This window comes from Mycolicibacterium hippocampi, from assembly GCF_010723735.1.
Lineage (GTDB): Bacteria > Actinomycetota > Actinomycetes > Mycobacteriales > Mycobacteriaceae > Mycobacterium > Mycobacterium hippocampi.
Genome location: NZ_BLLB01000002.1, coordinates 5,297,366 through 5,309,734 on the forward strand (window position 1 = coordinate 5,297,366; position 12,369 = coordinate 5,309,734).

At 65.8% G+C, this 12,369-nt stretch carries 13 protein-coding genes; 7 read left to right on the forward strand and 6 right to left on the reverse strand.

The window, feature by feature from the left end; translation table 11 throughout:
- Positions 1–55 precede the first annotated feature (55 nt).
- Positions 56–1,387 (forward strand): MFS transporter, encoded by a 1,332-nt coding sequence (locus tag G6N53_RS26435; RefSeq protein WP_163894118.1) that lies wholly within the window; start codon positions 56–58, stop codon positions 1,385–1,387.
- An 81-nt stretch (positions 1,388–1,468) separates the two neighbouring features.
- Positions 1,469–1,717 (forward strand): hypothetical protein, encoded by a 249-nt coding sequence (locus G6N53_RS26440; protein ID WP_237166651.1) that lies wholly within the window; start codon positions 1,469–1,471, stop codon positions 1,715–1,717.
- A 10-nt stretch (positions 1,718–1,727) separates the two neighbouring features.
- Here the strand turns inward: G6N53_RS26440 and G6N53_RS26445 are convergent, their stop codons facing one another.
- From G6N53_RS26445 to G6N53_RS26455, 3 genes are all read right to left on the reverse strand, one after another.
- Positions 1,728–2,501 (reverse strand): SigB/SigF/SigG family RNA polymerase sigma factor, encoded by a 774-nt coding sequence (locus tag G6N53_RS26445; RefSeq protein WP_163894122.1) that lies wholly within the window; start codon positions 2,499–2,501, stop codon positions 1,728–1,730.
- A gap of 127 nt (positions 2,502–2,628) precedes the next feature.
- On the reverse strand, positions 2,629–3,078 hold the full coding sequence (cynS, locus tag G6N53_RS26450) for a cyanase (RefSeq protein WP_163894125.1): 450 nt from the start codon (positions 3,076–3,078) through the stop codon (positions 2,629–2,631).
- A complete protein-coding gene (locus G6N53_RS26455; protein WP_163894127.1) occupies positions 3,075–3,941 on the reverse strand; it encodes a formate/nitrite transporter family protein in 867 nt (288 codons plus the stop codon). The genes cynS and G6N53_RS26455 overlap by 4 nt, the downstream gene beginning before the upstream one ends.
- Positions 3,942–4,164: 223 nt before the next feature.
- On the opposite strand from G6N53_RS26455, the gene G6N53_RS29955 reads away from it, so the two are divergent.
- From G6N53_RS29955 to G6N53_RS26465, 3 genes are all read left to right on the forward strand, one after another.
- A complete protein-coding gene (locus tag G6N53_RS29955) occupies positions 4,165–4,320 on the forward strand; it encodes a hypothetical protein (RefSeq protein WP_205390471.1) in 156 nt (51 codons plus the stop codon).
- 453 nt (positions 4,321–4,773) lie between these two features.
- Positions 4,774–5,541: a DUF427 domain-containing protein gene (locus G6N53_RS26460; protein WP_163894130.1), complete on the forward strand. Its 768-nt coding sequence runs from the start codon at positions 4,774–4,776 to the stop codon at positions 5,539–5,541.
- Between the two features lie 50 nt (positions 5,542–5,591).
- On the forward strand, positions 5,592–6,620 hold the full coding sequence (locus G6N53_RS26465) for a YihY/virulence factor BrkB family protein (protein ID WP_163894133.1): 1,029 nt from the start codon (positions 5,592–5,594) through the stop codon (positions 6,618–6,620).
- A gap of 13 nt (positions 6,621–6,633) precedes the next feature.
- Here the strand turns inward: G6N53_RS26465 and G6N53_RS26470 are convergent, their stop codons facing one another.
- Together G6N53_RS26470 and G6N53_RS26475 are read right to left on the reverse strand one after the other, a co-directional pair.
- Entirely contained in the window at positions 6,634–7,953 is a 1,320-nt protein-coding gene (locus G6N53_RS26470; protein ID WP_163894135.1) for a H(+)/Cl(-) exchange transporter ClcA, read from the reverse strand.
- Positions 7,954–7,962: 9 nt separating this feature from the next.
- A complete protein-coding gene (locus G6N53_RS26475; RefSeq protein ID WP_163894137.1) occupies positions 7,963–8,274 on the reverse strand; it encodes a GNAT family N-acetyltransferase in 312 nt (103 codons plus the stop codon).
- A gap of 80 nt (positions 8,275–8,354) precedes the next feature.
- On the opposite strand from G6N53_RS26475, the gene G6N53_RS26480 reads away from it, so the two are divergent.
- Complete coding sequence (locus G6N53_RS26480) at positions 8,355–9,890, forward strand: APC family permease (RefSeq protein ID WP_163894139.1); 1,536 nt, start codon at positions 8,355–8,357, stop codon at positions 9,888–9,890.
- A gap of 15 nt (positions 9,891–9,905) precedes the next feature.
- Here the strand turns inward: G6N53_RS26480 and G6N53_RS26485 are convergent, their stop codons facing one another.
- On the reverse strand, positions 9,906–11,246 hold the full coding sequence (locus G6N53_RS26485; protein WP_163894141.1) for a cytochrome P450: 1,341 nt from the start codon (positions 11,244–11,246) through the stop codon (positions 9,906–9,908).
- A gap of 168 nt (positions 11,247–11,414) precedes the next feature.
- Between G6N53_RS26485 and G6N53_RS26490 the strand changes: the two genes are divergently transcribed.
- Positions 11,415–12,365, forward strand: a complete 951-nt coding sequence (locus G6N53_RS26490) for an SPFH domain-containing protein (protein ID WP_163894143.1) — start codon at positions 11,415–11,417, stop codon at positions 12,363–12,365.
- Positions 12,366–12,369 lie beyond the last annotated feature (4 nt).

Sequence of the window (12,369 nt, forward strand, 5' to 3'; positions counted from 1 at the left end):
TTCGGGGTCCGATGCAGGATCGCCTGCCGTGCCATCCCCCTCGTTTCCGAGGGGGATGGCATTGCTGGTTGCCGGGGCATTTTTCATGGAGATCCTGGACGCCACCATCATCGCCCCGGCAATCCCGGCGATCGCCGCCTCGTTCGGTGTCGCCGCCGTCGACGTCAACGTCGCCATCTCGGCCTACCTGGTGACGGTGGCGGTGCTGATCCCGGCCAGCGGCTGGATGGCCGACAGGTTCGGTATCCGGCCGGTCTTCATCGCCGCGATCGCGGTCTTCACCCTCGCCTCCGTCGGCTGCGCCCTGAGCGTGTCGCTGCCGATGCTCGTCGTGACTCGGGTGCTGCAGGGTATCGGCGGCGCGATGATGGTCCCCGTGGGACGGCTGGCCGTCCTGCGCTACAGCGCGAAGTCCGACCTGGTCCGCGCCATCGCCGTACTGACGTGGCCGGCTCTCGCCGCACCGGTGGTGGCCCCGGTGCTGGGCGGAGCGATCGCCACGCTGGGGTCGTGGCGTTGGATCTTTTTGGTCAACATTCCGATCGGTGTCGTCGGGCTGTTGTTGGCGCTCAAATTGATTCGCGGCGGCCCCGCGCCGTCGCGCAGGTCGTTCGACTGGCGCGGCCTGCTCCTGCTGGGGGCCGGGATCACCGCGGCGCTGGTCGCGGTCGAACACATCCGGGTCAGCGGGACCAGGTGGGCGCTTGTCGGGTCCGGAGCGCTGGCGGCGGCGGTGTGCCTGACCGTCGCCGTGTGGCATCTGCGGCGGACCGCCTCACCGCTGGTCGAGCTGACCGTGCTGCGGGTACGCACGCTGCGCATCACGGTCTCGGGTGGCTCGATGTACCGGCTGGTCATCACCGCGGTGCCGTTCCTGCTGCCGTTGCTGTTCCAGCTCGAATTCGGTTGGTCCGCATTCGCGGCGGGCCTGATGGTAGCGGCGCTGTTCATCGGCAACCTGGTGATCAAACCGATCACCACCCCCCTGATGCGCAGGTTCGGCATCAAGCGGGTTCTCCTGGTCAATGCGGTGCTCTCGGTGGGCTGGTTCGGGGTGTTGGCCACACTGCACGCCGACATGCCGGTCGCGGTCATCGCGGCGCTGCTCTTTGTCAGTGGCGCGTTGCGCTCGATCGGGTTCACCGCGTACAACAGCCTGGCGTTCGCCGACGTCGACGGTGAGGATCTCACCCACGCGAACACGTTGAATGCCGCCGTGCAGGAACTGGCTGCCGGACTGGGAATCGCCATCGCCGCGTTGCTGCTGACCATGCTGGGTTCCTACGCGTGGGCGTTCGCCGCGCTCGGCGCACTCCTGGCGGTGACGATCGTCGAAACGCTGCGGCTCCCGGGTGATGCCGGAGCGCACGTCAGCGGCGCACGCTGATTTCGCGATCCGGGGCCGGTGCACAAATTCTTGCGCGCGCCTCCCGCCAAAGTCTCGACCTTGACTTTAGCCTTAGTGCCCGTGACCACACTGCTCGAGCCCTCGCTGGCCGAACTGGACTTCGAGCCCGACATCCTGTGCGCCTGCCACAAGCTCTGCAATCCGCTGGCCCATCCGGCGCAGTGGTGGGTGACCCTGTCCTGCGGCTGCCCGTACCCGATGTGCCAGACGGCGCTGCGTATCGCCAATGTCCGTCTGAAGGTCCGTCCGCTGACCTGCCGTCTGTGCGAAACCGGACAGATCACGATCCGCGGTGTGATCCGGATCTGACCCGTCCGGTTTACGCCGGTTCAGGTATCCGCACCCGCTCCCGCAGCGTGGCCAGCGACCGGGACAGCAGACGCGACACGTGCATCTGCGATATCCCGAGCTGATCGGCGATCTGCGTCTGGGTCATGTTCTCGAAGAACCGGAGCTTCAACACCAGCAGATCCCGTTCCGGCAACTTCGCCAGCAGCGGGCGCACCGTCTCGGCTTCGAGCACCTTGTCGAGGTTGGCGTCAACATCGCCGAAGCTGTTCCCCACGGTGCGCTCGTCGTCACCCGTCGGCGCGTCGGTCGAGATGGTCGAGTAGGAGCTGAACGCGATCTGGGCCTGCACCACCTCTTCGCGGTCGATGCCCAGATCCGCGGCGATCTCACTGGCAGTGGGTGCCCGCCCCAACCGTTGCGACAACTCGTCGCGGGACCTTTTCAACTGCGAGCCAAGCTCTTTGAGCCTTCGGGGCACCTTGACCGACCATCCGTGATCGCGGAAGTGCCGACGGACCTCGCCCATCATCGTCGGGACGGCGAAGGCCAGGAATGCCGCTCCGTTGTCCGGATCGAAGCGGTTCACCGCCTGGACCAGCCCGAGTCGTGCCACCTGGACGAGGTCTTCGACGGGTTCGCCGCGGTTGCTGAAGCGGCGCGCAATGTGGTTTGCCAACGGTAGACACGTCTCGACGATCGCTTCGCGTTGGCGGCGGTACTCCATCGATTGTTCGTCCAGCGTCTTGAGGCGACGGAACATCTCGGTGACGTCTGCATACTGGTTCGGTGTTGCGGTCAACATCTCGAGCGGCCCCCTGTGCGGCTTGATATACAAGGCTCGGAGCTGAACCAATCTGGCGTCGGCGTAGCGACGCGATTTTCTGGTTTACCCCGCTACGGAGGTTCCGAAACCTTCTCGCCGCTGCCGCTCACCACCGGTAGTCGAGGAACTTTCCGTCGAAGGTGACCACCACGCGGTCGCCGTCGGGATCCTCGCGACGGGCGACGTCGACCTTGAAGTTGATGGCGCTCATGATGCCGTCACCGAACTCCTCGTGGATGAGCTCCTTGAGCGCGGGACCGTAAACCGACAGTGCCTCGTGGAATCGGTAGATCGTCGGGTCGGACAACAGCGCGGGCTCGAGACCCCGCGCCGGCTGCAACTGCAGACTCTCTGCGACTGCAGCATCGAGTTCCAGCAGTTCGCAGACCCGCTCGGCCTGACCGCTAGACATCGGATGCTGACCGAGCAGCGCCGCCACACACCACACCAGCGGGGCGTCGATCTCCTTGGCGATGTCGGCCCACGCCAGCTTCTTGCGGATTCTCGCCGAGTTGATCAGTTCGGCGGCCTCGGTTTTGGCCATGATCGGTGTCATACCTTTGCGTCCTCTCGCTTCGCTGCGGGCGGTACGGATGCGACGTCGTCGGGCAGCATCAACCGGGACTTGCCGGTGCGCGCGTGGGTGGCGAACAGGGTGAGACCCACGAAGGCCAGCCCACCGACGAGATTGCCTACGACGGTCGGGATTTCGTTCCAGACGAGGTAGTCAGTCAGGGAGAAGTCACCGCCGAGCATCAGCCCGGACGGGAACAGGAACATGTTGACCACCGAGTGCTCGAAGCCCATGTAGAAGAACAGCATGATCGGCATCCACATCGTGATGACCTTGCCCGACACGCTGGTCGACATCATCGCGGCGACCACACCTGTGGACACCATCCAGTTGCACAGCACACCGCGGATGAACAGCGTGAGCATCCCGGCTGCACCGTGTTCGGCGTAACCGACGGTGCGGCTGTGCCCGATCTCGCCGAGCTTCTGCCCGACCTCGTTGGGGTCGACACTGAAGCCGTAGGTGAACACCACGGCCATCATCAGCGCGACGGTCAGTGCCCCGGCGAAGTTCCCGAGGAACACCCAGCCCCAGTTGCGCAACATCGAGCGGACCGTGACCCCGCGACGCTTGTCGAGCAGCGCCAGCGGCACGAGAGTGAACACGCCGGTCAGCAGGTCAAAGCCCAGCAGATACAGCAGGCAGAAGCCGACCGGGAACAGCACCGCGCCGAGGAGGGCGTTTCCGGTCTGCACGGTGATCGTGACGGCGAAAGCGGCGGCGAGCGCAAGTATCGCCCCGGCCATATAAGCGCGGATCAGGGTGTCGCGGGTGGACATCGTGGCTTTTGACTCGCCTGCATCGATCATCTTCCCGACGAAGTCCGGCGGGTTCACATAGGACATGGCTGACCTTTCCAGTAAGTCGAATACTGGAGGATTCCCAACATCTATTGCCGAACGGCAACGTGGGTTATTCATCCGTGTTGCCACCCGCTCACACGGGCGCCCGCCGCCTGTGAGGCCCTGCGCACCCTCTCTACCTGCGCGGTGTTTCCCTGCCGACCCGATCGGAGACACCACTGGGAGTCCATCGACCCAAACGCCGATGCCGAATGGAGGTTCAGCCGTGGAACAGAGCAACGATCCCCCGGCCACGCCGGAGGACGCCACCAAAGTCACCGAGGAGCAGCGGGAACTGCAGGAGAAGCTGGACCACCGCAACGAGGATCCAGACGCGCCGGCCCGCTCCCAGACCCGCCACCAGATTCCGGACGAGACCTGACGAACTGCGTCTGGAATTCCGGGGTCTTCCGGCGCTTCTCGGTGCAACAGTAATGCTTTTCAGCGTCCCGCGAATTCATCCGGGCGAATACCGAAACACGGTGCTTAATTTCAGGAGTAGCGGTGGCCATTCCTTTTGGAACAACGCCGCCGAGCTCCCACGGACAGCGCAATGAGCTGCAGTTTGTTTCACCAGCACCGCCCCGCGGTCCCCAGCAACAATGTGCCGATCAGATTCAAGGAAAATGGCGACGGGATTCCGTCACCCGGCGTACCGTATCGATTCACGACGTGGATCGGGGAGGGACACCACATGCGCGCGAAATTCATCGTTCCGTCTTAGACCACCGGCGCACCCGGTCCCACAACCCGCAGATGATGTCTCTCGGCATCTGCGGGTTGTGCCGTGTGGATGACCGAGAACCCGGTATCGCGACGACCAGGAGGCGCATCGATGGGTCAGCCACCGGCACCTGACTACCCGCAGATGGCCGCGGCCCGCGGGCGCGTCGAACCAGCGCCCCGACGGGTCCGTGGCTTTCTCGGCCATGAACTGGTCTTCGACACGACGTCCGCGCGATACGTCTGGGAAGTGCCGTACTACCCGCAGTACTACATCCCGCTGGTCGATGTGCGCGCCGGCTTTCTGCGCGACGAGGATCATCCGCAGCGGGTGCAGTTCGGACCGTCGCGGATGTTCACCCTGACCGGGCAGACGCAGACCCATCAGTCGGCGGCCCGGGTGTTCGACGACGGTGACTTCGCCGGCCTGGTGCGGTTCGAGTGGGAGTGGCTGAGGTGGTTCGAGGAGGACGAGCCGATCTACGGCCACCCCCGCAACCCCTACGCCCGGGTGGATGCCCTGCGCTCCCATCGCCACGTCAGGATCGCCCTCGACGATGTGACCCTGGCGGATACCACCTGCCCGGTTCTGCTCTTCGAAACCGGTTTGCCGACACGGTATTACATCGACCAGAGCGATGTCGCGTTCGAACAGCTGGAACCGTCGGACACCCAGACGCTGTGCCCGTACAAGGGTGTCACGTCGGGCTACTGGTCGGCCGGCGCCGGCACCACGGCTCACGCCGACATCGCCTGGACCTACCACTCCCCGCTACCGGCCGTGGCGGCGATCGCGGGGATGGTCGCGTTCTACAACGAGAGGCTCGACATCACCGTCGACGGGGTGCACCTGCCGCGCCCAGAGACACATTTCAGCTAGGCCGCACCCCACGGGAAGTCCGCGGCACCGCCGTTTCTAGGCTTGACCCGATGGAACCAGACAGCGAGCGGGCGAAACTCTCGTCGCGGTTGTCGGAACCTGTTCTGGCGGCCCGTGAAACGCTCAAGGAGCGTGGCTCGGCACAGTTCGCCCGGCTTCCCGGACCGGTTCAGCAGGCCTGTCGGCTGATCGAACGCACCGGCCGCGACACCATCAACGACCGTGTCCCCGGTTTGGCAGCCGAGGCCGCACTGTTCACGTTGATCTCGCTGCCTGCGCTGCTGCTGGCCATCATCGGTTCGCTGGGGTTCGTCGCGGCCTCCCTCGGTCCCGAGGGCACCCAACGGCTGCGCCAACTCGTTCTCGGTATCCCCCAGTCGTTTCTCACCGACCCCACCTTCGCCACCTATGAGCGGGTGGTGGATTCGGTGCTCGCCGAGACCCGCGGCGGTGTGGTCTCCGTGGGAATCGTGCTCAGCGTCTGGACGGGTTCTCGGGCGGTGAACCGCTATCTGGAGACGATGACGATCGCCTACGGGCTCGAGCCGCGCTCTGCCTGGCGTCGGCGGCTGCTGGCCCTGGGGGTGACCATCGGATCGCTCCTCGGCGCGGTGGCGGTGTTACCGCCGATGGTTTTTGGTCCCCGGCTCATCGAATGGCTGGCCCCTGACACTGTCGCAGACACCACGCTGCGGATGCTCGACGTGTTGTTCTGGCCCGGCGTGGCCCTGCTGGTTCTCGGTGGCCTGGTCACGCTCTACCACATCGGTGTGCCCTGGAAGACCCCGTGGCGCCGGGACGTCCCCGGGGCGCTGTTGGCAATGGTGTTGTGGCTGTTGGCATCTGCGGGGTTGCGCGGCTACCTCGCGCTCAGCGTTGAGGACAACGCTGTCTTCCGGCAACTGGCGGTACCGATCGCCGTTGTCCTGTGGCTCTACATCACGGCGTTCGTGGTGCTGCTCGGCGCCGAGTTCAACGCCGAGATCGAAAAGATGTGGCCGTACCGCGATCATCCGTGGCGGCTGAGGCGGTTGAGGCGGCTGGGGCGGGTGCGCCGCACCCACGACTCCGACGGCTGAACCGCCAGACTTTTCAGCGCGGGGTTTCGGGCACCATCCGCTCGCGCAGGCTGTCGTAGATGGGTGGTGACCGGGTGAGCTCGGCGGCCAGGACCGCCGCTGCGGTGGCGGCCAGCATCGGGATCGCGACCGACGTGGTGGCGGTCATCTCGATGACGATCACGATGCCGGTGACCGGTGCGCGCACGGTGGCGCCGAAGAACGCCGCCATCCCGACGAGCGCCATCGGAAGCGCAAGGGCTGTCGCGTCGCCGGGCCACACCGCGTCGAATCCGCCGACGAACAACAGCCCCCACAGTGCGCCGATCGCCAGCAACGGCGCGAACAGTCCGCCGGGCACCGCGGCCGAGTACGACAGCGGGCCCGCAACGACGCGCACCAACAGGTAGCCGACGACGACCGGCAGCACGATGCTCTGACCGCTGAGGATCATCTGCGTCAATGGGTCGCCACCGCCCACCGCGAGAGGGTTGACGAACATCGCCAGCCCGATGACGGCGCCGATCACCGCCGCTTTGGCAAGCGCCGGGACCCGTCGCAGCCCGGTGACGTGGTCGAGGAACCACAGCACCAGCCGGTTGTAGACCGCGCCCAGACCTCCGGTCAGCAGCCCGAAAACCACGAAGAGGGGCAGCCATGCAAGGTCGGGCGCCTCGATGGACCTGACCAGGAAGTCGGGCTCGTTGCCGAGAATGAAGCGCACACATCCCACCGCGGTGGCACACGCCAACAGCGTGGCCAGCACCGTCTGCAGACGGAACGACTTCGTCACTTCCTCGAGTGCGAACAGGGTGCCGCCGATCGGCGCGTTGAACGCCACCGCCAGGCCGGCCCCGCCCACCGCGGTCTGCATCATCCGCACGTCGGGCTCCGAAAGTCTGGCTCGCCGACCGGCTTCCGCGCCGATCGCGGCGCCCATGTGCACCGTCGGCCCTTCACGGCCGAGCACCAGGCCCGCCCCCATCGACAACACACCGCCGATGAACTTCGCAGGCAGCAGCAGGAGCAGCGGCGGTTCGGCATCGCCGCGGTACACCGCCTCGACGTGCTGGATACCACTGCCTGCGGCCAGCGGCACCCATCGGACGATCAACGCGGCCAGCGTGGCGCCGAGCGCTGCCGCAGCCATCGGCGCCAGCCAGCCGGGTCCCGGCAGCGCGTGTGTCCAGTCGACGAAGTCGACACGCAACCGGTCCGCTGTCTGCAGGCACCATCGGAAAGCGCCGCCGATGAAGCCGATCGCCACCCCGGCGACTACCGCCGTCACGCAGATCACGACGGCGCCGCGGATGAAATCGCTGTGCGCAGCGTCGTCGTCGGCAGATTCGGTCACGGCGCCGGGCTATTTGCGGTCGGTGATGTCGGCGTACTCCGGGTGCCGGTCGATGAACTCGGCCACCATCCAGCACGTCGGCACGATGCGCAGTCCGGCGGCACGGGTGGAGCGTAAAGCCTCGGCGACGAGGATCGTGGCCAGTCCCCGACCTTGGTACTGGGCCAACACCTCGGTGTGCGGGAAGACCCGACGACCGTCTCGGTCGTGAAAGTCGGCGAGCCCAACCGGGCGGCCCTCGATCTCGATGACGAACCGGCCCGGCTGTTCGGTGACCGTGGTGGCGGCGCCGGTCCTGTCGGGTGGTGTTTCGAACGTCATGGGACTCCTTCGGGTCGAAGTAGGGACAACCGCCCACACCGGCTTTACTCTAGGGAGACCTTCGGCCAGAGCGAGGTCCTATGCAGATCGAGGCGCCCGACCCACACCGCCAGGGCGGTCCGGATCTGTTGGACAAAGGACTCTCCCACAACGCCGTCGGGCTGCTGGGCGGCACGGTTCTCGGCATCTCGTCGGTGGCGCCTGCGTACGCGCTGACCGCGACTATCGGCATCCTGGTCGCCGAGGCCGGCTCGAAGATGGCCGTGGTCATCATCGCCGGCTTCCTTCCGATGTTCTTCGCCGCGTACGCGTACCGCGAACTGAACAAGGTGGCCCCCGACTGCGGGACGTCATTCACCTGGACCACGAAGGCGTTCGGCCCGTACGTCGGCTGGCTCGGTGGGTGGGCTGCCGTCGTGGCCACCGTGATCGTGTTGTCCAATCTCGCCGGTGTCGCGGTGCAGTTCTTCTATCAGTTCATCGGCGATCTTGTGGGCAGCGACGGTCTCGCGTCGCTGTGGCAGAACCCGGTCATCAATGTCCTGACGTGCCTGGCCTTTCTGGGGGTGGCCACCGCGATCTCCTATCGGGGGATCACCACCACCGAGCGGGTGCAGTTCGTGCTGGTCGGCTTCCAGATGCTGGTGCTGCTGACGTTCGCGGTGGTCGCGTTGGTGAAGTCGGGTGCTTCGCCGACCGGTATCGCGTTCAGCCTCGACTGGTTCAGCCCCGCGGGCCTGACGATGTCGGCGTTCATCGCCGGCCTGTCGGGTTCGATCTTCGCGTTCTGGGGTTGGGACACCGCGCTGACCGTCAATGAGGAATCCCGCGATTCCGACAGCACTCCCGGACGAGCAGCGCTGCTGTGCGTGTTGTCGATCCTGGGGACCTACCTGCTGGTGGCCATCGCGACGCAGATGTACGCCGGGGTGGGCTCCGACGGAGTGGGTCTGGGTAACGAGGACATCGCCGACAACGTGTTCGGCGCGCTGGCCGGGCCGATCCTGGGCGAGCCATGGCATCTGGTCCTGTTCCTCGCGGTGCTGGCCTCGAGCGCCGCGAGCCTGATCACCACGTTCCTGCCGACGTCCCGCACGATGCTGGCGATGGGCACCTACGGGGCGTTCCCCAAGCGCTTCACCACGATCCACCCCCGCTTCATGACACCGTCGTTTGCGACCATCGCCGCCGGCGTCGGCGCTGCGGTGTTCTACTCGGTGCTCACTTCCGTCAGCGAGAGCGTGCTCACCGACACGATCTACTCGCTGGGGATCATGATCTGCTTCTACTACGGGCTCACCGCATTCGGCTGCATCTGGTTCTTCCGCAACGAGTTGTTCGTCAGCGGTTACAGCATCACGTTCAAGTTCCTGTTCCCGCTGCTCGGTGGGCTGGGCCTGCTCGCGGTGTTCCTGATCACGCTGCGCGACAGCGCTTCTCCCGAATACGGCAGCGGCGCCAGCATCGGGGGCGTCGGGCTGGTACTGATCCTCGGGCTCGGGCTGATCCTGATCGGCCTGGTGTTCATGATGATCATGCGGGCCCGCCAGCCCGCGTTCTTCCGGGGCGAAACCCTGCGCCGGAACACCCCGGCGCTGATCGTCGAGGAGCCGTAGCCTCGTCACGACCAGTCAGGCAGATTCCTGTTCGCCCCCAGACAGCGGCGCGACGTAAACTCGGGCACCGTTGGCAGGCACCACCACCGGCGCGCCCCGAGACGACGGCGACTCCTCGTGGCGGCTGTACGGCCGTAGCTCGTGGCACCGCAGCATCGTGTGCAGCATTGTCGTCAACTCACACAACGAGAAACTCGCGCCGATGCACCGCTTGAGGCCGCCACCGAAGGGCACCCAGCCGTATGGGGTGGGTCGAGCACCGAGAAACCGTTCGGGCCGAAACTCGTCGGGCTCGGGATAGGTCTGCGGATCGCGGTTGATGACGTCGAGCAGCAACACGATTCGGGTTCCGGGTTCGAGGATGTAGTCACCGAGCCGGTAATGCCCTACGGTCATCCGGCCGGTGATCGGCGCCGGCGGATGCAGCCGCAAGGTCTCGTTGATCACCGCTTCGGTGTACGTGGCCATTTCGGTGCCCACTTCGGAACGTACCCGTTCCTGTACGTGCCGGTGGTGAGCCAGCAGGTCCACCAGCCACGCCAGCGTCGTTGCGGTCGTCTCGTGGCCGGCGAGCATCAAGGTGATCACGTCGTCGCGGATCTCGTTGTCCGACAGTCCATCACCGTCCTCGGTCCGGGCAGCGACCAGCATGCTGAGGATGTCGGTGGCGCCTCGGTGGTGCGTCCCCGACCGGCGGTCGGCGATCAGCGGCATTATCAGTTCGTCGATCCGGCGGTTGACATCGGCAAGTGCGCCCCATGTCCGCAGCGCGCCCAGGCGCCGCGCTGCGTAGCGGATCGGTGTCTCCATCGACAGCGCGAGCTCCAGCAGTTCGGCGAACGGCTTGCCCAGTCGGGTGACCTCGGCGCGGTCGTGCACGCCGAAGATCACCTTGACGATGACCTCCAGCGTCAGATCGCGGGCCGTCTCGAGCATCCGGATCGGCGACCCCACCGGCCATGAGGCCATCGCCACCCGTGTCGCCTCCTCGATGACCGGAATGTAGCTTCGCAGCACATCGCCGTGCAACGGCGGGGTGAGCAGCTTGCGTCGGCGCAGGTGCTCGGGCTCTTCGAGCACGAACATCGACCGCCGACCGTAGATGGCCGCGGCCGGACCGACACCCTCGCCGCCGTGCAACACGTCGGGTTTGGCGGTGAACACCTGCTTGGCCAACGTCGGATCAGCTACGGCGACAACCCGCCCGTAGCCGAGGACGGGCAGCGCGACCACCGGCCCGTAGCTCTGCGTCACCCGGTGCACCAGCGACTGCCCACCCACGCTGTATGCCGCTGCGTACAGTCCGCCGAATACGGTGGACAACAACTTCGGTGCCGGCAAACTCGGGGGAAGCACGATTCACACCATCGCACACCTGAGGGCACCGGAGCGGCCACTCGGTCAGACGTGTTGCACACACGACATCGGGTACCCGTCGAAGGAACCGTGCTGCGCAGCCGACGCACCTGCGCGACGCCGCTGATGTCGGCGAAAATCACCGATCTGATTGGGAGGTATCCGATCATGACGACGATCGAACAGAAATCATCTGTACTGGGCGCCCAGAACCGAGCCGACCGGGACTCCGATCCTGACATCACCGAACACCCAGCCAAGGCTGTTTCGGGTGTGCCGTTCCTGGTGGGTGAGGTATTCCTGGCGGTGTTCGTTGCGGGCACGGTGATAACCGCCGGACAGACCGGGGGGACGTTGTGGTGGATCCTCGCGGGTGCAGCCTCGGTGACTTTCCTGGTCATCCTGGCAAGCTTTTACACGCTCGCACCGAATCAGGCAGCCGTGCTCACCTTCTTCGGGGCATACAGGGGTACCGACCGAGGCAATGGGCTGCGGATCGCCAACCCGCTGTATGCCAGCGTCAAGATCTCCCTGCGTGTCCGCAACTTCAACACCACGTCGTCAAAGGTCAACGACGCCAACGGCAATCCGATTCACATCGCGGCCGTGGTGGTGTGGCAGGTGGTCGATACCGCGCGTGCGTCCTTCGGAGTGGATCAGTTCATCGACTATGTCCACGTGCAGTCGGAATCCGCCGTGCGGCAGATGGCGCGTGCATACCCCTACGAGTCCTTCGAAAACGACGACCGCACCACGCTGATCGGTGAGCCTGCCCAGGTCAACGCCAGCTTGCTCGACGAACTGCAGGAGCGGGCCCACGCCGCCGGAGTCCAGATCCTCGAAGCAAGGGTGACCGACCTGAGCTATGCCGCCGAGGTCGCCGAGGCGATGCTTCGACGCCAGCAGGCAGCGGCGATCGTGGCGGGCCGCAGAAAGATCGTCGAAGGAGCGGTGGGCATGGTTCGGCAGGCACTGGCATCACTTCAAGAAGGCACGGAGCGCGACGACGCCGTAGAGCTCGACCACGACCGGCGGGCCAGCTTCGCCGCCAACCTTATGACGGTCATCGCCAGTGATTCACCGACCAATCCCGTGCTGAACGTCGGCGCCAACGCCTGAGCTG

What these genes read in the sequence shown, in the direction of transcription:
- G6N53_RS26435 (WP_163894118.1), top strand. Translation starts at nt 56, where the DNA reads ATGGCATTGCTGGTTGCCGGGGCATTTTTCATGGAGATCCTGGACGCC.
- G6N53_RS26445 (WP_163894122.1), bottom strand. Translation starts at nt 2,501, where the DNA reads ATGTTGACCGCAACACCGAACCAGTATGCAGACGTCACCGAGATGTTC.
- cynS (WP_163894125.1), bottom strand. Translation starts at nt 3,078, where the DNA reads ATGACACCGATCATGGCCAAAACCGAGGCCGCCGAACTGATCAACTCG.
- G6N53_RS26455 (WP_163894127.1), bottom strand. Translation starts at nt 3,941, where the DNA reads ATGTCCTATGTGAACCCGCCGGACTTCGTCGGGAAGATGATCGATGCA.
- G6N53_RS26460 (WP_163894130.1), top strand. Translation starts at nt 4,774, where the DNA reads ATGGGTCAGCCACCGGCACCTGACTACCCGCAGATGGCCGCGGCCCGC.
- G6N53_RS26465 (WP_163894133.1), top strand. Translation starts at nt 5,592, where the DNA reads ATGGAACCAGACAGCGAGCGGGCGAAACTCTCGTCGCGGTTGTCGGAA.
- G6N53_RS26475 (WP_163894137.1), bottom strand. Translation starts at nt 8,274, where the DNA reads ATGACGTTCGAAACACCACCCGACAGGACCGGCGCCGCCACCACGGTC.
- G6N53_RS26480 (WP_163894139.1), top strand. Translation starts at nt 8,355, where the DNA reads ATGCAGATCGAGGCGCCCGACCCACACCGCCAGGGCGGTCCGGATCTG.
- G6N53_RS26490 (WP_163894143.1), top strand. Translation starts at nt 11,415, where the DNA reads ATGACGACGATCGAACAGAAATCATCTGTACTGGGCGCCCAGAACCGA.